18 protein-coding genes are annotated in these 22,223 nt (G+C 62.1%); 1 reads left to right on the top strand and 17 read right to left on the bottom strand.

The annotated features are described in order from the left end of the window. Positions 1-124: 124 nt before the first annotated feature. The 12 genes from EJ576_RS28885 to iolC all read right to left on the bottom strand — a co-directional run bounded on the left by EJ576_RS28885 (position 125) and on the right by iolC (position 13,635). Positions 125-529 (bottom strand): TraR/DksA C4-type zinc finger protein, encoded by a 405-nt coding sequence (locus EJ576_RS28885; RefSeq protein WP_010564800.1) that lies wholly within the window; start codon positions 527-529, stop codon positions 125-127. A 381-nt stretch (positions 530-910) separates the two neighbouring features. Beyond that, on the bottom strand, positions 911-1,933 hold the full coding sequence (locus EJ576_RS28880; RefSeq protein WP_016975559.1) for an ABC transporter permease: 1,023 nt from the start codon (positions 1,931-1,933) through the stop codon (positions 911-913). Positions 1,934-1,959: 26 nt separating this feature from the next. Next, positions 1,960-3,513, bottom strand: a complete 1,554-nt coding sequence (locus tag EJ576_RS28875; RefSeq protein WP_028615866.1) for a sugar ABC transporter ATP-binding protein — start codon at positions 3,511-3,513, stop codon at positions 1,960-1,962. A gap of 64 nt (positions 3,514-3,577) precedes the next feature. Next, positions 3,578-4,507 carry a sugar ABC transporter substrate-binding protein gene (locus EJ576_RS28870; protein WP_122727614.1) on the bottom strand — a complete coding sequence of 310 codons (930 nt, stop codon included), beginning with the start codon at positions 4,505-4,507 and terminating at the stop codon, positions 3,578-3,580. Positions 4,508-4,555: 48 nt separating this feature from the next. Continuing rightward, positions 4,556-4,732, bottom strand: coding sequence for a hypothetical protein (locus tag EJ576_RS29855; RefSeq protein WP_164393756.1), 177 nt, complete (start codon positions 4,730-4,732; stop codon positions 4,556-4,558). Between the two features lie 127 nt (positions 4,733-4,859). Continuing rightward, positions 4,860-5,888 carry a Gfo/Idh/MocA family oxidoreductase gene (locus EJ576_RS28865; RefSeq protein WP_126571702.1) on the bottom strand — a complete coding sequence of 343 codons (1,029 nt, stop codon included), beginning with the start codon at positions 5,886-5,888 and terminating at the stop codon, positions 4,860-4,862. Between the two features lie 151 nt (positions 5,889-6,039). Next, a complete protein-coding gene (locus tag EJ576_RS28860) occupies positions 6,040-7,050 on the bottom strand; it encodes a Gfo/Idh/MocA family protein (RefSeq protein ID WP_126571701.1) in 1,011 nt (336 codons plus the stop codon). A gap of 18 nt (positions 7,051-7,068) precedes the next feature. Further along, positions 7,069-9,000 (bottom strand): 3D-(3,5/4)-trihydroxycyclohexane-1,2-dione acylhydrolase (decyclizing), encoded by a 1,932-nt coding sequence (gene iolD, locus EJ576_RS28855; protein ID WP_126571700.1) that lies wholly within the window; start codon positions 8,998-9,000, stop codon positions 7,069-7,071. A gap of 10 nt (positions 9,001-9,010) precedes the next feature. Next, positions 9,011-9,826: a TIM barrel protein gene (locus tag EJ576_RS28850; RefSeq protein ID WP_028615861.1), complete on the bottom strand. Its 816-nt coding sequence runs from the start codon at positions 9,824-9,826 to the stop codon at positions 9,011-9,013. Between the two features lie 28 nt (positions 9,827-9,854). Next, complete coding sequence (gene iolB / locus EJ576_RS28845) at positions 9,855-10,643, bottom strand: 5-deoxy-glucuronate isomerase (protein WP_068934195.1); 789 nt, start codon at positions 10,641-10,643, stop codon at positions 9,855-9,857. Positions 10,644-10,646: 3 nt separating this feature from the next. Further along, positions 10,647-11,534, bottom strand: coding sequence for a myo-inosose-2 dehydratase (gene iolE, locus EJ576_RS28840; RefSeq protein ID WP_122727608.1), 888 nt, complete (start codon positions 11,532-11,534; stop codon positions 10,647-10,649). Between the two features lie 163 nt (positions 11,535-11,697). Beyond that, positions 11,698-13,635 carry a 5-dehydro-2-deoxygluconokinase gene (gene iolC, locus EJ576_RS28835; RefSeq protein ID WP_126571699.1) on the bottom strand — a complete coding sequence of 646 codons (1,938 nt, stop codon included), beginning with the start codon at positions 13,633-13,635 and terminating at the stop codon, positions 11,698-11,700. A 284-nt stretch (positions 13,636-13,919) separates the two neighbouring features. Between iolC and EJ576_RS28830 the strand changes: the two genes are divergently transcribed. Next, a complete protein-coding gene (locus EJ576_RS28830) occupies positions 13,920-14,828 on the top strand; it encodes a MurR/RpiR family transcriptional regulator (protein ID WP_010211026.1) in 909 nt (302 codons plus the stop codon). On the opposite strand, the gene EJ576_RS28825 is transcribed toward EJ576_RS28830, so the two are convergent. From EJ576_RS28825 to EJ576_RS28805, 5 genes are all read right to left on the bottom strand, one after another. After that, complete coding sequence (locus tag EJ576_RS28825) at positions 14,758-17,916, bottom strand: efflux RND transporter permease subunit (protein WP_126571698.1); 3,159 nt, start codon at positions 17,914-17,916, stop codon at positions 14,758-14,760. The two genes, EJ576_RS28830 and EJ576_RS28825, sit on opposite strands and share 71 nt — an antisense overlap. Next, the gene (locus tag EJ576_RS28820; RefSeq protein ID WP_126571697.1) at positions 17,913-19,088 is read right to left on the bottom strand and encodes an efflux RND transporter periplasmic adaptor subunit; all 1,176 of its coding nucleotides are present in this window, start codon (positions 19,086-19,088) and stop codon (positions 17,913-17,915) included. The genes EJ576_RS28825 and EJ576_RS28820 overlap by 4 nt, the downstream gene beginning before the upstream one ends. Then, positions 19,081-20,310: a TolC family protein gene (locus EJ576_RS28815; RefSeq protein ID WP_126571696.1), complete on the bottom strand. Its 1,230-nt coding sequence runs from the start codon at positions 20,308-20,310 to the stop codon at positions 19,081-19,083. Before EJ576_RS28815 ends, EJ576_RS28820 begins: the two co-directional genes overlap by 8 nt. Positions 20,311-20,406: 96 nt before the next feature. Then, positions 20,407-20,745, bottom strand: a complete 339-nt coding sequence (locus tag EJ576_RS28810) for a hypothetical protein (RefSeq protein WP_126571695.1) — start codon at positions 20,743-20,745, stop codon at positions 20,407-20,409. A gap of 26 nt (positions 20,746-20,771) precedes the next feature. Continuing rightward, positions 20,772-22,193 (bottom strand): PLP-dependent aminotransferase family protein, encoded by a 1,422-nt coding sequence (locus EJ576_RS28805; RefSeq protein ID WP_126571694.1) that lies wholly within the window; start codon positions 22,191-22,193, stop codon positions 20,772-20,774. Positions 22,194-22,223 lie beyond the last annotated feature (30 nt).

Raw genomic sequence — 22,223 nt, 5'->3', positions numbered from 1 at the left:
CATTAAACGCCACTATCGGGCCATTATCCATGGGCCTTTAGTGGGGTGGCTTGCAGCAGATCAATAGACGGGGTGTAACGGGTCTTTCCCGGGGAACCGCTGGACGGTCCCCCGCTTCACCGCATCAGGCTTGGCGCTGATGCTTGTCGATCTGCTCGTGACGCTCTTGCGCTTCGATGCAGTACTTGGTGGTCGGGCTGATCAGAAGGCGCTTGAGGCCGATAGGCTCGCCGCTGTCATCGCACCAGCCAAAGGAATCTTCCTTGATACGCTCCAGTGCGCGCTCAAGCTGCGGCAGCATGCGCTGGTCGCGGTCAATGGCGTTGACCAGCCAGGTGCGCTCTTCTTCGACAGAAGCGGCGTCGGCCGGGTCGGCCGGGGTGTCCAGGCTTTCAATGGCGATACGGTTCTGTTCAATGCGCTCGTGGTGTTCCACTTTCATGTCTTGCAGCAACTGCTCGAAAAAAGCGTGCTGTTCGGCATTCATGTAGTCATCCGCCGGCATGGCCAGCAACTTTTCCTTTGTCATTGATTTCTCTATAAAAAATACGTGCATTAAGGCGAATAAGGGAGCGTTCCGGAAGGCCTCTGCAGGTCTCGGAAGGGCGCCATTCATTTCAAGCGCCACCCGGCACTCAATTTACGAGGGGCGGCAGTCTAAGGCCGACTTGAGGGCGCAGCAACTGAAAAGACAGGCAATTTTTCCGAGATAACCCCCAAAAGCACCAGGACGGGCTCGGCGAATGGTCATCGGAGTGCGTTTATAGCAAGAAATTCAGTGTTGTGGAGCTATATAGAAGACAAACGGTTAAATGTAGGAGCCGGCTTGCTGGCGATGCAGTCAACCGGGCTCTTCAGCGAGACCGTGTCGATGCTATCGCCGGCAAGCCGGCTCCTACAAGAAAGCGCTTCAGCGCTTGAGCTTGCGCTTGTTGCGGTACTGGTCGATCACCACCGCCACCACAATGATCAGGCCCTTGATGATGTCCTGGATGTACGCATCCACACCGACAAAGGTAAACCCGCTGGCCATCACCCCAAGGATCAGCGCGCCGATCACGGTGCCGGTGATGCGCCCTACCCCGCCCGCCAGGCTGGTACCGCCGATCACTGCCGCAGCAATCGCATCCAGCTCATAAGACATGCCCATGCCGGCCTGGCCGGTGGCGGCACGTGCAGAGGCCACTACACCCGCCAGGCCAGCCAAGAGTCCGGCGATGCTGTACACGATGATCAAGTGGCGCTTGACGTTGATCCCCGAGGTACGCGCTGCCTGCATGTTGCCGCCAATCGCGTAGGTGTACTTGCCGTACTTGGTGTAGCGCAGGGCGATATGGAAGATCACCGCCACCACCAGGAAGATGATCACGGGCATCGCGCCATGGCCGATGGCCGTGTACGAGTCCGAGAGCATGCTCACCGGCTGGCCTTCGGTGTAGTAACGCGCCAGGCCACGGGCCGAGACCATCATGCCCAGCGTCGCAATGAACGGCGGGATGCCAGTGACGGCGATGATGCTGCCGTTGATCGCTCCCGCCAGCAGCCCGACCCCCAGCCCCATCGCCACCGGGATCCACACCGGCAAGTCGGTCAGGCTCGGGAACACCGCACGGGAAAAGTCGGAAGTCTGGGCCAAACTCGCGGCGATCATCGCCGACAGCGCCAGCACCGAACCGGAGGACAGATCGATCCCCGTGGTGATGATGACCTGGGTCACGCCAATCGCCAGCAGGCCGATGATCGACACTTGCAGGATCATCAGTACCAGGCGCTGGGAGTTCATCAGGAAACTCTGGTCCCGCACGATCCAGCCAAACAGCTCGAAGACCAGGCCGATGCCGATCAGCACCAAAAAGATGCTCAGCTCGGTGGGCATGCGTCGGCGACTTTTGGTGGGTACCGTCGCGGGTTTGTTATCCGTTATTGCGTTCATAGCCCATCACCTTCTTATTCTGTACGTCAGTGGACTGCCGTCATCCCGGAGGCCAACTGCATGACTTTTTCCTGGGTCGCTTCGCTGCGGTCCAGGGTGCCCATCAATTCGCCTTCGTGCATCACCATGACCCGATCACTCATGCCCAGCACTTCGGGCAATTCGGAGGAAATCATGATCACGGCCATGCCTTCGCTGGCGAGGAATGAGATCAATCGGTAGATCTCGGCCTTGGCGCCCACGTCGATGCCACGGGTGGGTTCATCGAGGATCAGCAGCCGCGGGTTAGTCATCAGCCAGCGCGCCAACAAGGCCTTCTGCTGATTACCACCGGACAAGGTGTCGATACACTGCTCCAGCGACGGGGTTTTCACCCGCAGCTTCTTGCACATGTCTTCGCACAGCGCACGCAGGGCCTTCTGCTGGATAAAGCCGTTGCCGGAGTAATGCGGCAGCACGGCCATTTCCATGTTTTCCAGGACCGACAGGCACGGGAACAGGCCACTGAGCTTGCGATCCTCAGTCAACAGCGCGAAGCCCTTTTCGATGGCCATGTGCGGGTCGGTGATGCGCACCGCCTTGCCATCCAGGGTGATCTCGCCGCTGCTGCTGGGCGTGATGCCAAAAATAGTTTCTGCCACGTTGGTACGACCCGAGCCCATCAGCCCGGCGATACCGAGGATTTCACCGGCGTGCAGATCGAACGATACGTCCTTGAACACGCCGTCCAGTGTCAGGTCGCGCACCGTCAGCAACAGGTCGCCGATGGGCGTCTCGCGCACCGGGAACAACTGGCTCAGCTCACGGCCGACCATCATCGAGATCAGGCTGTCGCTGTTCATGCTGTCGGCACGTTGCAGGCCGATGTAGTGGCCGTCGCGGAACACCGCCACTTCATCGGCGATGGCAAACACTTCGTTCATTTTGTGGGTGATGTAGACAATGCCTTTGCCCTGGGACTTGAGGTCGGCAATGATCGAAAACAGGTGGGCCACTTCCTTCTCGGTAATGGCCGAGGTCGGCTCATCCATGATCAGGATGTCGGAGTCATAGGACACCGCCTTGGCAATCTCGACCATCTGCCGCTCGGCGATGCTCAGGTTGCCCACATGTTCCTCAGGGTCCAGGTTGATGCGCAGGCGCGCCAGCAACTCGGCGGTGCAGCGGTGCATTTCGCGGTGATTGACCATGTGCAGGCTGTTGAGCTGCTCACGACCGATCCAGATGTTCTCGGCGATGCTCATGTGCGGCATCAGGTTGAGTTCCTGGTGGATCATCGCGATCCCGGCCTTCTGGGCCGCCAGGGGTGTTTCAAACACGATCGGCTTGCCACGCAGGCGGATTTCCCCGGCGTCGGGCTGGTAGATGCCGGCGATGATTTTCATCAACGTCGACTTGCCCGCACCGTTCTCGCCCATCAGCGCCAGCACGGTGCCGGGGCGCACCCGCAGTTGCACGTCGGCCAGGGCCACGACGCCGGGAAAGCCTTTGCTGATGTTGACGATTTCCAGCAGGTAAGGTTCTTCCAGCGGCTGGGGCTGAAGACCGGGAGGCTGCGAGACAGTCGCTTGAGCGAGCATAGGGAGGTACTCCATCTGCAGGGCGGCCAAGACCGCCCTGCCGGCTTATTGTTGTTATGCAGGGCTATTTGAAGTCTTTGACGTTGTCCGGGGTGATCAGCTGGAACGGGATCACCACGTTCTGCTCGAAAGGCTCGTTCTTGGCCATCTTGCGCGCCGTTTCCACCGACTTGTCGGCCTGGCCCTTGGCATCCTGGAAGGCCGACACCGTCATGTCACCCTTGGTGATCGCGTTCAGGCCATCCGGCGTACCATCGACACCGGCGATCAACACGCCCTTCTTGCCCGCCGATTTGAGGGCCATGGACGCGCCGATGGCCATTTCATCGTTGTTGGCCAACACCGCGTTGAACTCGCGGCCCTGAGTCAGCCAGTCGTTGACCAGGGTCATGCCCTTGTCACGCAGCCAGATACCGGTCTGTTCCTGCTCGATTTTGATGCCTGGGTACTTAGTCAGGACTTCCTTCACACCCTTGGTACGGTTGGTGGTGGAGTTGTTTGCCAAGTCACCCAGCAGGATCACGATGTTGCCTTTGCCGCCAAGCTTTTCGGCGATGTACTGCATCTGCAGCTTGCCGGCCTCGACGTCGTCGGACGTCACCGCCGCGACGCCTGGGGCCAATGTCGCGCTGTCTGGACGACGGTTGACGAACACCAGCGGGATTTTCGCTGCGGTGGCGGCCTTGATGATGTTGGCCGTCGACGCGGTATCCACCGGGTTGACGATGATCGCGTCGACTTTCTGGCTGATAAAGTTCTCGACCTGGCTCAGTTGCTTGACCACGTCGGCACGGGCGTCTTCGAACTGCAATTGCACGCCATCCCCCTTGGGATAGGACTTGGCTTGCTTGTCCATGTCTTCGCGCAGGTAGGTGAGGAAGGTGTCATCGAAGGCGGACATGCTCACGCCTATCTTGAGGTCAGCAGCCGAGGCAACACCGCTGGCGAGCAGCATGGACAGGGCCAGCGCGGTAAAACGGATCGGGGTCTTCATGAACGGTCTGTCTCCACTTTCTTGTTGGTTTTTTGGACGTTGCGTTTATCAGATCTCGGCAGGCAGCCGGACGACCGGTGCGCCTGGAATGCAGCACACCAGCGCGCCTTTGTTTTCGACGCACAGCACATTAAGGAAGGAGAAGTAGAACGGCCGGGCGCGGGGCAGACCGCGTGGCGCAAGAGTGGGGCGTAAAACTCGCAGTACAGCGTTGAAGATTTTCATCTGACGGTACCTGGTTGTTTTTGATCTTGTTTTTGTTGAGTCGCGCGGGTCGAGCCCGAACGTACTTTATGCAACCTGGAAAAGACTTTATTGGAAAATAATTTCCATATCAACATGTTTTAGAATTTTATTCTATTTTTGTTGAAACCACCTGCTGACGCTCGGCGCTGAGGCGTGCGGCGTCCAATATACGGGTGGTTTCCAAGGCGTCATAGGCGTCCACTGGCAACGGTCCCTGCCCTTGCACGGCCAGTTGCAACTGCCGATAGAACTGCGTCCAGCAGCCCTTCTCCGAGGGTACTCGCTCACGCTCCGATCCTTGTTCAAACCAGCCCCAGCGTCGATGCTCTTCGGCGCCCCAGTGCTCGCCTTCGGTTTTCGGCGACTTGCCGGCCATTAACGCCTCTTCCTGACCGTCCAGGCCTTCGACGGTGTAGCAACCTGCGCTGCCACTGACGCGAAAACGCGGTGCCTGGCTGTTTTGCAAGGCGTTGCCCCACAGATGGGAGATCACGCCGTTGGCATGGGTCAGGGAGACAAAGAAGCCGTGATCCACCGTGGGGTGTTCGGCGGTGTAGTGCAGTTGGGCGAACACTCGATCTACCGGGCCGAACAGTTGCAACGCCTGGTCGACCAAATGGCTGCCCAGGTCGCGCAGCCAGCCACCACCGCTGGCGTTGCCCACGGCGTGCGGGCTATAGCGTTCCACGCGAGACTCAAAGCGGGTGATCTTGCCCAGGGCGCCAGCGTCGATGAGCTTGCGCAGGGTCAGGTAGTCCGAATCCCAACGCCGGTTCTGGTACACGCTGAGCAGCGTGCCCTGGCGCTCGGCGGCGGTGATCAGCGCCTGGGCCTGTTCGGCGTTAGCGGCAAAGGGCTTGTCACTGACCACGGTGACACCGTGTTCGATGGCTTCCAGCACCAGGGCCGGGCGGCCTTTGAGGGTGGTGGAGATGACCAGCGCGTCGACACCGGCCTCGACGATCTGGCCGATGGAGTCAAAGGCTTTTACGCCGGGATGGTCCGTGTTCAATTGCCGTCGTCGCTCCGGGGAGCGTGTCACCACGCCAACAAACGTAGCGCCGGGCAGTGTTGCAATCAGCGGCGCATGAAAGAAGCGCCCTCCATGGCCGTAGCCGACCAGTCCGATTCGCATACATACACTCCTGATTTGAAGTGGAAACCCAATCCAACTGTGGGAGCTGGCTTGCCTGCGATAGCGATTTGTCAGTTGCAAATGTATTGCCTGACACACTGCAATCGCAGGCAAGCCAGCTCCCACAGTTGGATTGGGTTTCTTCAGTGGTTTAGCCGTAGAAGTGCGGGCGATCCGGCAGGCTCACCTTCACAATCTGCTCACTGTTCTGCGCCTCGATGCACGCATCCGCCGCCACTGCCGCCGCAAAGCCATCCCACGCCGAAGGCCCGCCGACCTGGCCGGCGCGCACGCTGTCGATGAACGCCTGCAACTCCACGTCATAGGCGCCGATAAACCGGTCCTTCCAATCCATCAGAATCGCGTTGGACAGCTTCGCTTCACTGCGCAGTTGCACCTGGGACGGCTCCGGCAGCTTGGCGATGCCGGTCTCCCCCACCACTTCGCACTGGATGTCATAGCCGTACTGGCAGTTCACAAACACTTCCACATCGATGCGCGTGCCCTTGGCGGTTTCCAGCAGCACGATCTGCGGGTCGCGCAGGTGGGCCAACGCCTTGCTGGATTTGCGCGGGAACACCACTTGCACCGACACATAGTCGTCGTTGAGCAGCCAGCGCAACACATCCAGCTCGTGGATCAGGGTGTCGGTGATCGCCATGTCGGTCTTGTAGTTCTCGCCCACCGTCGGGTTGCGGTGCGCGCAGTGCAGCATCAGCGGCTCGCCGATCTGGCCGCTGTCGATCACGGCTTTGAGGGCGCGATAGCCTTCGTCGTAGGGGCGCATGAAACCGACCTGCACCAGGCGCTTGCCGTAGGCCACCTCGGCATCGACGATCTTGCGGCAGCCCTCGGCAGTGACCGCCAGGGGTTTCTCGCAGAACACCGGTTTGCCGGCGGCGATGGCGGCGAGCACGAACTCTTCGTGGCTCGGGCCCCAGGAGGTGACCAGGATCGCTTGCACCTGCGGCGAGTTGATCAACGCATGGCCGTCGGGGTACACCTCGGCGTCCAGCTTCAAGTCCGCCACCACCTTGGCGGCCTGTTCAAGGTTGATGTCGGTCACGGCGACGACCTGGCTGTTGAGCAGGGTCTGGCTGCAACGACGAATATGGTCCCGGCCAATGGCGCCCGTACCAATCACTCCAAGCTTCAAAGACATACAACACTCCTCTTGTTATTAGTACTGCCGGGCCTTCGCCAGGTGTTCGTTGAGTTTTTTCGCGGCGGCATTCGTGCGTTCGCTGGTGGAGACCTGCGCCACGCCCACTCGCCACCACGACAGGTAGCCGTGGATCATGGTCTTGGGCAGCACCTTGATATCGATCAGCGTGGACACCGTCTGCGTACGCGCATCGGCCAGCGCGGCTTGCAGCTGTTCCACGCTGCTGACCTTGTAGGTCTTGCAGCCATAGGCCGCTGCGCTCATGGCAAAGTCCACCGGCACCAGGCCACCGTCGAGCTTGCCGCTCTCGGGGTTGCGGTAGCGGAATTCGGTGCCGAAGCTGTCCATGCCGTTGCCGATCTGCAGGTTGTTGATGCAGCCGAAGGCCATGTTATCGAGCAGCACCACGTTGATCTTGCGGCGCTCCTGGATCGAGGTAGCCAGCTCCGAGTGCAGCATCATGTAGGAGCCGTCACCCACCAGGGCGTAGACCTCTTTGCTCGGTTCGGCGAGTTTCACGCCGAGGGCGGCGTTGATCTCGTAGCCCATGCACGAATAGCCGTACTCGACGTGGTAGGTGTTCACGCCCTTGCTGCGCCAGGCTCGCTGCAGGTCACCGGGCAGGCTGCCGGCGGCGGCGACGATGATGGCGTCGTCGGCCAGGGTTTCATTCAATACACCCAGCACGCGGCTTTGGGTCAGGCACGAGCCGGTCAGCTCGATAAATTCACGCAGCACCGCGCGGTCCAGGTGGTCGTCGACCTCAGGCACAAAACCGTCGCCGGCATATTCGACCTGATGCACACGGTCCACTTCGGCCTCCAACTGCGCCTTGGCCTCGCTGATCTGCTCGCCCCAACCGGAACGGTAATCGCCGAGGGCATCCGCCAGTGTCTCCAAGGCGATCTGCGCGTCGGCCAACACCTGCACGCCATCCAGTTTCAGGGCGTCACAGGGGCTGATATTGAGGTTGAGAAACTTCACGTCTGCGTGCTTGAACAGCGATTTGGACGAGGTGGTGAAGTCGGTGTAGCGCGTGCCGATACCAATGATCAGGTCCGCGTCGGGCGCCAGCAGATTCGCCGCCAGGCAGCCGGTTTCACCGATCCCGCCGACGTTCAGCGGATGGCTGGAAACCACGGCGCTCTTGCCCGCCTGGGTTTCCGCGAAGGGAATATCAAACCGTTCGGCAAAGGCTTGCAGCGCGGCGTTGGCGCCGGAGTACTTCACCCCACCACCGCAGATGATCAGCGGCTTGCGCTTGCCGCGGAACGCCGCCAATGCATCACTGATCATCGCGGCGGTCGCCGGGCGACGGTCGATGCGGTGCACGCGTTTCTGCAGGAAATAATCCGGATAATCCCAGGCCTCGGCCTGCACGTCCTGGGGCAATGCCAGGGTCACCGCACCGGTCTCGGCCGGGTCGGTAAGCACGCGCATGGCGTGGATGGCGGCGGTCATCAACTGCTCGGGGCGGTTGATGCGGTCCCAGTATTTGCTGACCGAGCGGAAGGCATCGTTGGTGCTGATGCTCAAGTCGTGGAACTGCTCGATCTGTTGCAGCACTGGGTCAGGCTGGCGGCTGGCGTACACATCGCCGGGCAACAGCAACAACGGGATACGGTTGGCCGTGGCGGTCGCGGCGGCGGTCAGCATATTGGCGGCGCCAGGGCCGACGGAGGCCGTACACGCGTAGATCTTGCGGCGCAGGTGCTGCTTGGCGAAACCGATGGCGGCGTGGGCCATGCCCTGCTCGTTGCGGCCCTGGTGCACCACCAGGTCGCCGGCATCCTGTTCCAGGGCCTGGCCCAGGCCCAGCACATTGCCGTGGCCGAAAATCGTGAACACCCCGGCGACGAACTTGCTCTGTACGCCGTCGACTTCAATGTATTGGTTGTCCAGGAACTTCACCAGGGCCTGGGCCATGGTCAGTCTTGTTGTGGTCATCTCGCGCCCCTTATCGTTTCTGCAGATGGGCGATGCTTGCCCCCAACGCCTGCTGGATATCCGCCAATGCATGCACGCTCTCGGCAAACGGTTCGAATGACAGGTAGCCGCTGTAGCCGGTGCTGAGCAAGGTGTCGATCTGTGCGGCGTTACCCAGGATGTCGCCCTCGCCCACCAGCACGCGATGGCCGTCACGAATCGAACTGAGCGGCGCCTCGCTATCTTCCACGCCGGAGATATGCACCAGCCCGGTCAACTCCGGGAAGAACTCATGTTCGCTGGCCAGGTGATGATGGAAGGTGTCGTGCACCAGGCGGAACACATCCAGGCCGCCGATGGACTTGATCGCCTCCACCGCCACGCGCTTGCGCCGCAGGGCACACTCTTCAAAACCCAGGGGCTCGATAAAGCCGAGAATCCCGTAGTCGCGCAGGATCGGCGCCAACTCGCTCAAGGCCGTGCGCAAACCGGCGGCACGCTGGGCTTCATTGCGCGTGTCGCCCGGCTCATTGAGCGGGCACATCACCAGGCCCTGGGCGCCGCATTCACGGGCGTAGGTCGCCAGTGTGATCGCCTGGGCCCGACGCTCGTCGTTCCACACATCAAAAGGGTACAGCGCGTTGATCGACAGCACGGTAATGCCCTGCACCGCGCACAGTTCACGCACGCGGCTGGCCGGGGTGCCGAATTCGATCTGCTTGTCGGCCAGGTCGTTGCGAATCTCGATCGCATCGCACTTGAGCGTTGCGGCCAGTTGGATGAAATCCGGCAGGGAAAGATTGGGGGCAACCATGCGGTTAAGGGCGAAACGTAGAGGCGACTTCATTGTTGTTGTTCTCCGTCCAAACCGCTGATTAAAGGTCCAGCAGCCAGCTGTGCTGCGGGTCGTTGTGGAAATGCCAGGCACGCTTGGGGCCGGCCATCACGTTCAGGTAATAGGATTCGTAGCCATAGGGCACGCTGACTGGGTGATAACCCTTGGGCACCACCACCAGGTCGCTGTTTTCCACGGCCATGGCCTGGTCGATGCTGCGGTCGTCGGTATAGACGCGCTGGAACACGAAGCCCTGGGGCGGGTTGATCTGGTGGTAATAGGTCTCTTCCAGGAAGCTCTGGTGCGGCAGGTCGTCGGTATCGTGCTTGTGCGGCGGGTAGCTCGACGAATGCCCGGACGGCGTACGCACTTCCACCACCAGCAGCGAATGGGCCGGCTCGCTGTCGGGCAGGATGTCGCACACGTAGCGAGTGTTGGCGCCCTTGCCCCGTACGCTGCGCTTGCAGTTTTCGGGGCGGATCAGGCGTGGTTCGTAGCCCTCGGTGCCAGGCGCCGCGCACACGGCAATCTGCACGTCGCTCAACGCCGTGACCTGGGCATCGGTGCCCGGCGGCAAGTAAGCGGCGAACGGCGATTTGTCTTCAAACACCGATTGGCGATCACCCAGGTTCTGCCAGTTGAAGCCTTCACCTTCGATGTTCACCCGGCCGCTGAGCAGCACCAGGCACAGCTCTTTATCACCGGCGCTGACCGGCAGGGTTTCCCCCAGGCTCAGGCGGTAGGCGGAAAAACCCACGTACTCCAGGCGCCCGGCTTCCAGGGCGACCATGGTCTGGCCGCGTTTGCTGCTTTTGACCAACAAGCTCATCACTCAAGTCCTCTCGTTGAGAAGCGCGCGCAAGGTGTCATAGCCTTTCTTCGCGTAGATATAGCTGGGGGCTACTGCCGGATCCTGCTCGGCTTCCACCACCAGCCAACCCTCGTAGTGGGCAGCCAGCAGCACGTCTAGCAATTCGGCGAAGTCGATATCGCCATCGCCGGGCACGGTGAAGGTGCCGTTGACGATGCAGTCGGGGAAGCTCCACATCTGGTTACGCGCCAGTTGCACCACCGGTTTGCGCACGTCCTTGAAGTGCACGTGGCAAATGCGGTCGATGTGTTTGCGCAGCACCTCGATAGGTTCGCCGCCGCCCATGTAGCAGTGACCCGAATCAAACAGCAGGCCGACTTCAGGACCGGTGCGGCGCATCAGTTGGTCGATGTCTTCCGGGGATTCAACATAAGCGCCCATGTGGTGGTGATACGCCAGGCGCACGCCCTGGGACAGGGTAAAGCGCGCCAGTTCAGTGAGCTTGTCGGCGTAGTCCTGCCAGGCCTGTTCACTGTGGAAACGTGGACGTTCGATCAGGCGAATGCGCGAGCCCTGGATCGAATCGGCCACCTCGCCGTAGACCAGTACCGTGGCGCCATTCTGCTTGAGCAACTCGACATGCCCGGCGATGGCCTCGATCTCCTCAGCCACCGAGCGCCGGGCCAGGCGGCTGGAGTACCAGCCGGAAACCAGCGCCAAATCATAAGGGCGCAAAACATCGCCGACGCCCTTGGCGTCCTTGGGGAACTTGCCGTTGAGTTCAAAACCTTCGTAGCCGATTTCCTTGCCTTCGCTCAGGGCGGTGCTCAAGGGGGTTTCACCGCCCAGGGCCGGTAGGTCGTCGTTGCTCCAGGAGATCGGGTTGATGCCAATTCGGATTGCGGGCATGGCTGCACCTTTTATTGTTTTTCAAAGTTGCATGAGATCTGCTTTATGTGGGAGCTGGCTTGCCTGCGATGGCATCAACTCGGTGTACCTGATAGACCGAGTTGCCAGCATCGCAGGCAAGCCAGCTCCCACATTTGATTGCACTTCAAGTTGGAAAACGGGTTCAGGTTCGGGCACTTCGCCAGGCATTGATCAGCTGTTCGAAGGTGGCCTGGACTTGTTGGATCAGGGTTTCGTCATCGATCTCCCCCGCCATCCACGCGCGGCTCGGTTCCTGGAAAATCGTGCGGCCCACGGCAAAGCCACGGCAGGTGGTGCTCTGGCTGGCCTGCTGGAAGCCGTCGGCGAGAAGTTCCGCCGACGCATTCAGGCCCAACAACACCACGCCACGGCAGTACGGATCGCGCTCCTGGATCAGTTCGTCGAGCTTTTTCCAGTCTTCGGCCGATTGCGCCTCGATCTTCCACCACGCCGGGTAGATACCCAGGTTGTACAGGCGCTTGAGGCTGCGGTAGAGCACATCCGGGTAGGTGGACGGATGATCCTTGGGCGGGATGACTTCCAGCAGCAGTTCATGGCCGCTGACAATCGACGCCTCATATACCGCCTTGAGTTGTGCCTCTTGCTCCAGGCGCAGCATCGGCTCGTCATCCGGGTGGAATTGCACCAGGCACTTGATGATCTGTTCCTGGGGCCAGGCGATCAGGTTGCTGCCCACTGAACGGCCATGTTCGAACGCCAGGGGCCGTGAGTTCTGCACTTCTACCGGGCGCGCGATCCACCAGCCACGACCACTGGCGGCGTTGAGCGCGTCCTGGCCGAAGCGTTGGTCGGCGAGCAGGCCGACGTCGGCTTCCACCCCTTGCTCGGCGAGTTTTTTCTCGACGCGTTCGATGGCCTGGATAAACAGTTGCTTGGCATCACTGATGCGCGACGGGTCCTGGCCGCCTTTTTGCGCCAGATCCACCAGTTGCCAGCGGTGATCGAAGGCAAACACGAACAATTGCTTCCAGGCCTTGCGCGGCACCGTCACGCGGTGCAGGCGTTGCAGGGTCACGTCCTGGTCCGGGCGGGTAATCGGCACCGGGCTGTTGAACAGGTATTCCAGCTCCGCCGGCGTCGGCATGGCCGGTGCGCAGGCGTGGCGTGAGACGACCAGGCCGCCACAGGCGTTGGCCAACTGGCTGCAACGCTCGTCACTCGCGTCGTTGATCCAGCCGCTGAGGAAACCCGACATGAACGCATCGCCGGCGCCCAATACGTTGAGCACTTCAACCCGCACACCGGGGTAGATGGCGCCGTCTTCCAGACGTGGGGGAATGGCACCGTGGATGACTGTGCAACCCTGCGGACCGAGCTTGACCACCAGGGTCGCCGGGGTCAGTTCGCGCACCTTACGCAGGGCGGCGAGCAAGTCTTCACTGCCGCCCGCGATGAGGAATTCTTCTTCGGTGCCGACGATCAGGTCGAAGCGCGGCAGGATGTTCTGCACATGCTGGCTGACATTCTGGTCAGCGACAAAGCGGGTTTCGCCATCGGCCTTGCCCGCCAGGCCCCACAGCACCGGGCGGTAGTCGATATCCAGCACGCGCTTGACGTTGTGCTTGGCCGCGTAGTCCAGGGCCTGGATGCTGGCCTTGTACACGCCGTCGGTGGAGAAATGCGTGCCGGTGATCAGCAGCGCCTTGCTGGAGGCAATAAAGGCTTCGCTGATGTCTTCGGCGCGCAGGGCCATGTCGGCGCAGTTTTCGCGGTAGAACACCAGGGGGAAGGTTTCGCGGTCCTTGAGGCCGAGCAACACCAGGGCGGTGAGGCGTTCCGGGTCGACCTTGATGCCGCTGACGTCACAGCCCTCTCGGGCCAGGGACTCCACCAGAAAGCGCCCCATGTGGTCGTCGCCGACCCGGCTCAACATCGCCGACCTGAGCCCCAGCCTGGCGGTGCCGAAGGCGATGTTGGCGGAGGACCCGCCGAGGTACTTGGCGAAGCTGGACACGTCCTCAAGCCGCGCACCCACTTGCTGTGCATAAAGGTCGACGCCCAGGCGCCCGAGGCAAATCAGATCCAATTGACGCCCACTGGCAAAACGAGTCTGGCCCATGCTGGCTCCTGTTATTTTTATCAGCCTGCGTTGTACCGACGTGGCGACGGCAAACGCTCTTGGTGGGAGCAGACTAGAACGTCCGGCGACGCCAATCAATATTTATTCCAGATATTTTTTCATTGGAATATTTTTTCCATTAAGCTTGTACAGAGCCAGTCCCACTACAGTGCATCGTTTCAGCAGGCCACGCCGGCCGTGATGCCGGGGTATTTTTTTGCGCCTACCCTGTAGACTTGCGCCACCCATCAGCGCAACAGACAAAAACGCCAGAAGGATTTCCCATGTCCCGCACCGATCCCGAGACCACCCTGGAAGACACTATCGCCAGCCCTCCGATCAATGCCGAGCGCCTGTTGCAGCTGATCACCGACGAATACGAGAGCCTGCCGCGCCAGCTCAAGCGCATCGCCAGCTACATGAGCCAACAGAGCGACCGGATCATGGTCGACCGCATCAGCGACATCGCCCGCGAGTGCGAGGTGCACCCGTCGGCCATCGTGCGCTTCTCGCAACGCTTCGGGTTCAGTGGCTTCAGTGAGATGCAGGCGTTGTTCCGCGAGGCCTACACCCACAAGACCACGCCGGTGCAGAACTACCAGCAACGCATCCGCAGCATGATCGCCAACAAGTCGCAGAAGGCCAGCGGCGGCGACCTGGCGCGCGAATGCGTCAACGCGACCTTGTCCGGTATCGAGCGCCTGGGGCTGGAGCTGGATGATGTCGCGTTCGACAAAGCCGTGGACCTGGTAGTGAATGCCGACAATATCTACGTAGTCGGCGTGCGCCGCTCTTTTGCAGTGGCCGATTACCTGGTCTACAACCTGCAGCACACCAACAAGCGCATCCACCTGATCTCAGGCCTGGGCGGCAGCTACCGCGAGCAGATGCGCAGCGTGCGCGCCAATGACCTGGTGATCGCCATCAGCTTTACGCCCTACGGCAAAGAGACCCAGCACTGCCTGCGCATCGCCCAGCACCACCAGGCCAAGACCCTGATCATCACCGACAGCAACCTGTCGCCCCTGGCCAAGCGGGCGAACGCGGTGCTGTTGGTGAATGAAGGCTCGTCGTTTGCCTTCCGCTCGTTGAGCGCCACCCTGTGCCTGTGCCAGGCGTTGTTTATTGCGGTGGCGTACCGGTTGGAGTTGAAGGTGGATGAGATTCATGAGCAGGTCGGCTTCGACGACTGAGCATCAACCGATAGGCCGCCGGAATCACAAACAGCGACAACAACGGCGCCGTGAGCATCCCGCCGATCATCGGCGCGGCGATGCGGCTCATCACTTCGCTGCCAGTGCCGTCGTCCAGCAGGATCGGCAGCAGGCCGGCGATGATCACCGCCACCGTCATCGCCTTGGGCCGTACCCGTAGCACCGCGCCTTCGGTGATGGCGGCCAGCAGATCCCCATCCTTGCGATCAACCCAGGCGTTTTTCAGGTACAGCAGCATGATCACGCCGAACTCCGCCGACACACCGGCCAGCGCGATAAACCCCACGCCCGTGGCCACCGACAAGTTGAAGCCCAGCCAGTAAAGCAACCACACCCCGCCCGTCAGTGCGAACGGCAAAGTCGCCAGGATCAGCAGCGCTTCGTCCGCCCGGCGGAAGGTCAGGTACAGCAGCACGAAGATGATCAGCAAAGTCGCCGGCACCACCAGTTTCAGGCGCTGATTGGCCCGTTCCAGGAATTCGAACTGCCCCGAATAGCTGAGGCTCATGCCCGGTTGCAGATGCACCTGCTGGTTGATTGCCGCGCGCAGATCCTTCACCACCGATGCCAGGTCGCGGTCGCGCACATCGATGTAGACCCAGCCGGAAGGCCGGGCGTTTTCGCTCTTGAGCATCGGCGGACCGTCGCTCACCTTGACCTTGGCCACCGTGCCCAGGGTGATTTGACTGCCTGACGGCGTGTAGATTGGCAAGTTTGCCAAGGCCGTCACCGAGTCGCGCCATTCCTTTGGATAGCGCAGGCTGATCGGGAAGCGCGCCAAGCCTTCCACGGTTTCGCCAATGGTTTCCCCGCCGATGGCACCCGACACAATCGACTGCACATCGGCGATGTTCAGTCCGTATTGCGCGGCCGCTGCCCGGTCGATATCCACGTCGATGTAACGCCCGCCGGTCAAGCGTTCGGCCAAGGCCGAACTGACGCCCGGCACGCCCTTGGCGACCTTTTCCACCGCCTGGGTCACCGCGTCGATCTGCATCAGGCTGGTACCGGCCACCTTCACGCCGACCGGGCTTTTCACGCCGGTGGCAAGCATGTCGATGCGGTTGCGAATCGGCGGAATCCAGATATTGGTCAGCCCCGGCACCTGCACCACGCGGTCGAGCTCCTTCACCAGTTTGTCCGGGGTCATGCCGGGGCGCCATTGGTCACGGGGCTTGAACTCGATAGTGGTCTCGAACATTTCCAGCGGAGCCGGGTCAGTGGCGGTTTCAGCGCGACCGGCCTTGCCGAACACGTGTGCGACTTCGGGTACGGTCTTGATCAGCCGGTCGGTGCGTTGCAGCAACTCACCCGCCGTTTGCGTCGACAGCCCCGGCAGTGCCGAAGGCATGTACAGCAAGTCCCCTTCGTCCAGCGGCGGCAAAAATTCACCGCCCAGTTTCGAGATCGGCCACACCGCGCTGGCGACCACCAGCAACGCTACCACCAGGGTCAGGCGCGGCCGACGCAGCACCGCCTCCAGCGCAGGCTGGTAGAGCTTGATCAGGCCGCGATTGAGCGGGTTACGCTGCTCATCCGGAATGCGTCCACGAATCCAGTAGCCCATCAGCACCGGGATCAAGGTCACCGACAAACCGGCGGCGGCCGCCATGGCGTAGGTCTTGGTGTAGGCCAGCGGGCCGAACAAGCGACCTTCCTGGGCCTGCAAGGTGAACACCGGAATGAACGACAAGGTGATGATCAACAGACAGAAAAACAGCGCCGGGCCGACCTCGACCGCCGCGTCGGTCATGACCTGCCAGTGGTCTTCGCCCTTGAGTTCACGACCCGGATTGGCGTGGTGCCAGGCTTCGATTTTCTTGTGGGCGTTTTCGATCATCACCACCGCCGCATCGACCATCGCGCCGATGGCAATCGCGATGCCGCCCAGGGACATGATGTTGGCGTTGATGCCCTGGAAGCGCATGACGATAAACGCGATCAACACCCCCACCGGTAGCGAGATGATCGCCACCAGGGATGAACGCAGGTGCCATAGGAAAATCCCGCAGACCAGCGCCACCACCACGAACTCTTCCAGCAGCTTGTGGCTGAGGTTGTCCACGGCGCGGTCGATGAGTTTGCTGCGGTCGTAGGTGGTGACGATCTCCACGCCGGTCGGCAGGCTGCTTTTCAGTTGTTCCAGCTTGGTCTTGACCGCAGCGATGGCTTCACGGGCATTCTTGCCACTGCGCAGGATCACTACACCGCCCACCGCCTCGCCTTCGCCGTCCAGCTCGCTGACGCCCCGACGCAGGTCCGGGCCCAACTGAATGGTTGCCACGTCGCCAAGCGTAACGGGCACATTATTCGCGTCCAGCCGCAAGGGAATCCCGCGAAAATCCTGCAGCGACTTGAGGTAGCCGGACGCCCGCACCATGTACTCGGACTCGCCCATGTTCAGCACCGAGCCGCCGGTTTCCTGGTTGGCTTTGCCGATGGCCTCCACCACCTGCGCCTGGGTAATGCCGCGATTGGCCAGGGCCAGCGGATCGAGCTGCACCTGGTACTGCTTGACCTGGCCACCGATGGTCGCGACTTCGGCCACATTGGGCAGGGTCTTGAGTTCGAACTTGAGGAACCAATCCTGCAAGGCGCGCAACTGCGCCAGGTCATGCTGGCCGCTGCGGTCCACCAGTGCGTACTGGTAGATCCAGCCGACGCCAGTGGCGTCCGGACCCAGCGCTGGCTTGGCCGATGCGGGCAAGCGCGCCTGCAACTGGCTGAGGTATTCCAGCACCCGCGAACGCGCCCAATAGAGGTCGGTGCCTTCGTCGAACAGCACATAGACGTAACTGTCGCCGAAAAAGGAAAACCCGCGCACGGTCTTGGCGCCCGGCACCGAAAGCATGGTGGTGGTCATCGGGTAGGTGACCTGGTTTTCCACGATCTGCGGCGCCTGGCCGGGATACGGCGTGCGGATGATCACCTGCACATCGGAGAGGTCCGGCAGTGCATCGACCGGCGTGTTTTGCACCGCCCAGACGCCCCAAGCCGTGACAAACAACGTCGCGAGCAATACCAGAAAACGGTTGGCGACTGACCAACGAATCAATAAGGCGATCATGGTTGGATAATCCCGCGCAAACTGGCTTCAGAATCCAGCAGGAATTGACCGGACGCGACCACCTGCTGGCCTTCCTGCAAACCGCTGCGGATCAGCGTCATCTCCTGGCTTTCAGCGCCGACCTCGACGTCCACCGGGCGGTAATGCCCGCCCTCCTCGGCCAGCATCACCAACGTGCGTTTACCGGTACGGATCAACGCTTCGCTGGGCACCTGCAACACGGATAGCGCGGAGGATTGCGCCAGACGCACTTGGGCCGTCATGCCGGGGCGCAAGGTGCCATCGGCATTGGGCAGTTCAACGCGAACCTGCACGGTACGGCTGTCGCCGGCAATCGCCGGCAGAATGGCACTGACGGCGCCCTTGACGACTTGCCCCGGCAGCCCGACAAAGCGGCTTTCCACCGCCTGCCCCACAGCCAGGGCCGCACCTTGAGATTGCGGCACAGCAACCTGCAACCACAGGCGATCCAGGCCATTGATGCGCGCCAGGGTCTGCCCCACCGCCATCGTCATGCCTTCGCGCACGTCGAGGGTTTGCACCACGCCGCCGATGGGGCTGGCGACGGTCAATACCGATTGCACACGGCCGCTTCGCTCCATCTGCGCGATCAACCCGGCGGGCATACCGCTAAGGCGCAAACGCTGGCGCGCAGCCGCCAACAGACGCGCATCCGCGCTACGGCGCAAGGCCAGGAACTCTTCCTGGGCCGCCACCCATTCGGGTACCAACAGGTCAGCCAGAGGCGCGCCAGCCTTGAGTACATCCCCTGGCGCGCGGTCATACACGCGCTCGACAAAGCCGCCCGCCCGCGCCTGTACCACGGCGACGTCGCGCTCGTTGAAGGCGAGGATGCCAGACAGCTCCAGCGTGGACGCCAACACGCCACGGGTGACCGTTGCCAGGCGCACACCGAGGTTCTGCGCCACACGGGGGTCGATCTGCACAGCGGCGCTGTCTGCAGCGCCTTCGGCATAACGCGGCACCAATTGCATGTCCATGAAAGGCGACTTGCCGGGTTTGTCGAATTTCTGCTGCGGGTACATGGGGTCATACCAGTACAGCGCCGATTTGTCGGCCATGGCCGCGACGGGCGCTGGTGCCTGCGCCAGCCAGTAACCGGCGCCCAGGCCACCGCCCAACAGCGCCACCGCGAGGAGTCGATTAATCATGGGAGGCTTCTCCGTAGGCGAAATACAGCTGCGCGCCAACCAGGGCACGTTGCTCGAGGGCATCGATCTGTTTGAAACGGGCTTCGACCAGCTCACGTCGGGCGCCGACCAGGTTGAGCAAGTCACCCTTGCCAGCGCGATAACCGGCCAAGCTCAGCGCGACCTTCTCTTCGGCCAGGGGCACCAGGCTGTCCTGGCTGCGCTGCACGGCGCGGTCCAGACGCTGGTATTGCGCGAGGTCATCATCCAGTTGCTGGGTGTGTTCGCGGGTGACCGCGTCGCGCTCGGCATCCAGCTGATCCAGCTCGGCTTGCTTAGCGGCGATCCCGGGGTTTTGCCGGCGACCGGGGAAGATCGGCAGGTCGAAACTCAATTGCAGGCTGACCATATCGCCGTATTCACGGCCACGGTGCTGGTAGTCCACTTCCCAACTCCAGTCCGAAGTCTTTTGCGCCTTGGCTTCGCGCAACCGCGCTTCGGCCTCGCGGGTGCGCGGCACAAAAGCTTGCAGTTCAGGGTGTTGATGCAAGTTGTAACGCCCGTCGATGGCCCAGTTGGGCAACTGGCCGCTGGGTGCTTCATTGGCGGCTGGGCCGATCCAGCGCTTGAGCGCCGCGCGGGCCTGGGCGCGTTGCTGGACCAGTTCATCTTCGCGTCCGGCCAGTTCGGCGGCTTCCTGTCGTGGTAACACCGCATCCGAGGGCTGGCCGCGACCACCGGCCAATTGCGCACGCACGCTGTCTTGCAGCAGGCGGTTCTGCTGATAGAAGTCCTTGAACAAGGCCTCCTTGCGTTCCACCGCATAGGCACGGATCCAGGCTTGGGCCGTGGCCTGGCGCACGTTCAGGCGCTCGATCCGACCTTCGGCCGCGGTGCGCTCCACCGTGGCATCGGCCAGCTCGATACGCGCCTTGCGCTTGTCGCGGCTGGGCACCTGCTGTTGGATACCGATCATTTGTTCAGTCATGTCATCGCCATACAACGTGCCGCGATTGGGCCCACCGATGGGGAAGTTCTGCAGGCCAACCACCAGCTTCGGATCTGGCAGTTCGCCAGCCGGGATCGCCGCCTGGGTCGCGGCTTGCAACTTGGCCGACTCAGCAGCGAGCGACGGTGCGTTGTTCTGCGCCAGGCGCAGGGCGTCGTCCAGGGTCAGCGCACTCGCCCACGCCGGCCACGCCAGCACGCCCACCACCAGGGCGCGCATGTAGAAGGGATTCATGTTGAAAATTCCTGTTCCGTTGCGCTGCGCGCCGCATTACGCGGCCCACAGCAAAGCCATCCCGGTCAGGGGATGCGTCTTGAGGTGCAACAGGAATCAGGAACGGGGTGGGCGCCAGACGCCGGACGGCGTGCGGTCTGGGATGAAATCCGAAGAGGTGCTGACGAGCAGCGGATGCGCCAGGCTCAACGGCGCCTTGAGCACCGGCAAGGAGAGTTGCAGCAAGCCGCCAGTCTTGCACTCCTGGCCGGGTTTGCAGGCCTTGCCGTGATCGACGCCGTCCTGGCAGCAGTCAGGGTTCATGTCGGTCATCACCTGCATGTCCGACATCTTCATCGGGCAGGGTTCGGTGCTCGACGGCACACCCGCCATCCCGGTCAGGGGAAGCGTGAGGCTCAACAGCAAGACCAGGGCTAAACGCAAAAGGCGGCTCATGGGGCGCGAGTCTAGCCAAGCGCGGGTTAAGCCGCTATTAACAATTGCGTGAGAACTCGGCCGTGATAGCGGATCTGGGCCAGGGTCAACGCGGTGTAGCCGATGATCACCGCCGGCGGCAAGCTCACGCCGTGACAGAACTTGCCCAGAGGCTGCAGCGTCAACCCGGCTTCGGCGGCATGGTTGCAGAAATCGCCCTCTTCGACACCGGCCGGCAACCACAACACAAAATGCAACCCTGCCTGCTGGCCACTGACCGCGCAGCGCCCGCCCAGGCATTCCAGCAACGCATCGCGACGGGCCTGGTACGCCTGGCGCGAGGCACGCAAGTGACGCACGAAGGCGCCACTGCGCAAGAACTCGACCAACCCCAATTGATCAGTGGCCCCCACCGAATGCCCGGTGAGTTGCAAGGTGCGCAACAGCCCGCGACGCAACGCCTTGGGCACCACCATGAAGCCCACGCGCAAACCGGGGAACAGGTTCTTGTTGAAGCTGCCGCAGTAGATCACGCGGTCTGCCGAATCCAGGGACTTGAGCGCCGCCAGTGGCGCGGTGTTGTAGTTGTACTCGCTGTCGTAATCGTCTTCGACCACCCAGGCGTTGGCGCGGGCTGCCCAGTCCAGCAGCGCCAGGCGACGGGACACCGACAGCGTCATGCCCAGCGGCGCCTGGTGCGCCGGGGTGACGTAGGCCAAGCGGGCTGTCTCGGGAAGTTGCGCAGTATCGAGGCCCTCGGCGGTGACGGGGATGCCCTGCACATTGGCGCCAGCCAGCGTGAATAGGCGCCGTGCCGGCAGGTAGCCTGGATCCTCGACACAGGCCCTATCGCCGGCCTTGAGCACGCTGCGCGCGATCAGGTCCAGGGCGTGGCGGATGCCGGTGGTGACAATCACCTCATCGGCTTCGCAATGCAGACCGCGATAGCTGCGCAGGTAGTCGGCGATCTGTGCGCGCAACTCGGGCAGGCCGGCCGGGTGTGACGCCTCCAACACGCCCGGCCCGACTGACAACAGCCCACGGGTGATACAGCGGGCCCAGCTCTTCAGATCGAACAGGCTGGCATCCGGGCGCCGTGCGACAAAGGGCACATGGCTCTGCACACCACTGTCCGGCAGATCAGACTCCACAGGCCGACGGGGTATGTCCTTGGCCAACGGCGCGGCGATGAACTGCTCGGGGATCACCGCGCACACCCGCGTGCCGGACCCGGCGACCCGCTGCACGTAGCCTTCGCTGTGCAGACGGTCGAACACGGCTTCCAGCGTGCCACGGGAGACCCGCCAGCGTTCGGCCAGGCTCCGCGTGGAGGGCAAGCGGCTGCCCGCCGGCAGTTGGCGGTTCAGGATCGCACCGCGCAAGGCTTCGTAGGCGCCCTGCTGCTTGCCCGCGTCCAGCGTGTCGGGACGCGGCAGGTCGAGGGCGGATGCGGTTTTTCCTCGGCTCATAGTGGTCCTATCGAACAAGGCACAAGTGGT

The sequence above is a fragment of the Pseudomonas sp. C 49-2 genome, from assembly GCF_003970195.1.
Taxonomy (GTDB): Bacteria; Pseudomonadota; Gammaproteobacteria; order Pseudomonadales; family Pseudomonadaceae; genus Aquipseudomonas; species Aquipseudomonas canadensis.
Note: the sequence above shows the minus strand (reverse complement) of the source record. Positions and strands in the feature narration are given on the sequence as shown.

Bases quoted from the DNA above. Each gene is read 5' to 3' on its own strand.
- EJ576_RS28860 (WP_126571701.1), bottom strand. From the start codon at position 7,050: ATGTCTTTGAAGCTTGGAGTGATTGGTACGGGCGCCATTGGCCGGGAC.
- iolD (WP_126571700.1), bottom strand. From the start codon at position 9,000: ATGACCACAACAAGACTGACCATGGCCCAGGCCCTGGTGAAGTTCCTG.
- EJ576_RS28865 (WP_126571702.1), bottom strand. From the start codon at position 5,888: ATGCGAATCGGACTGGTCGGCTACGGCCATGGAGGGCGCTTCTTTCAT.
- EJ576_RS28820 (WP_126571697.1), bottom strand. From the start codon at position 19,088: ATGATTAATCGACTCCTCGCGGTGGCGCTGTTGGGCGGTGGCCTGGGC.
- EJ576_RS28815 (WP_126571696.1), bottom strand. From the start codon at position 20,310: ATGAATCCCTTCTACATGCGCGCCCTGGTGGTGGGCGTGCTGGCGTGG.
- iolC (WP_126571699.1), bottom strand. From the start codon at position 13,635: ATGGGCCAGACTCGTTTTGCCAGTGGGCGTCAATTGGATCTGATTTGC.
- EJ576_RS28870 (WP_122727614.1), bottom strand. From the start codon at position 4,507: ATGAAGACCCCGATCCGTTTTACCGCGCTGGCCCTGTCCATGCTGCTC.
- EJ576_RS28810 (WP_126571695.1), bottom strand. From the start codon at position 20,745: ATGAGCCGCCTTTTGCGTTTAGCCCTGGTCTTGCTGTTGAGCCTCACG.
- EJ576_RS28830 (WP_010211026.1), top strand. From the start codon at position 13,920: ATGTCCCGCACCGATCCCGAGACCACCCTGGAAGACACTATCGCCAGC.
- EJ576_RS28885 (WP_010564800.1), bottom strand. From the start codon at position 529: ATGACAAAGGAAAAGTTGCTGGCCATGCCGGCGGATGACTACATGAAT.
- EJ576_RS28825 (WP_126571698.1), bottom strand. From the start codon at position 17,916: ATGATCGCCTTATTGATTCGTTGGTCAGTCGCCAACCGTTTTCTGGTA.
- iolE (WP_122727608.1), bottom strand. From the start codon at position 11,534: ATGCCCGCAATCCGAATTGGCATCAACCCGATCTCCTGGAGCAACGAC.
- EJ576_RS28805 (WP_126571694.1), bottom strand. From the start codon at position 22,193: ATGAGCCGAGGAAAAACCGCATCCGCCCTCGACCTGCCGCGTCCCGAC.
- EJ576_RS28880 (WP_016975559.1), bottom strand. From the start codon at position 1,933: ATGAACGCAATAACGGATAACAAACCCGCGACGGTACCCACCAAAAGT.
- EJ576_RS28875 (WP_028615866.1), bottom strand. From the start codon at position 3,513: ATGCTCGCTCAAGCGACTGTCTCGCAGCCTCCCGGTCTTCAGCCCCAG.
- EJ576_RS28850 (WP_028615861.1), bottom strand. From the start codon at position 9,826: ATGAAGTCGCCTCTACGTTTCGCCCTTAACCGCATGGTTGCCCCCAAT.
- EJ576_RS29855 (WP_164393756.1), bottom strand. From the start codon at position 4,732: ATGAAAATCTTCAACGCTGTACTGCGAGTTTTACGCCCCACTCTTGCG.
- iolB (WP_068934195.1), bottom strand. From the start codon at position 10,643: ATGAGCTTGTTGGTCAAAAGCAGCAAACGCGGCCAGACCATGGTCGCC.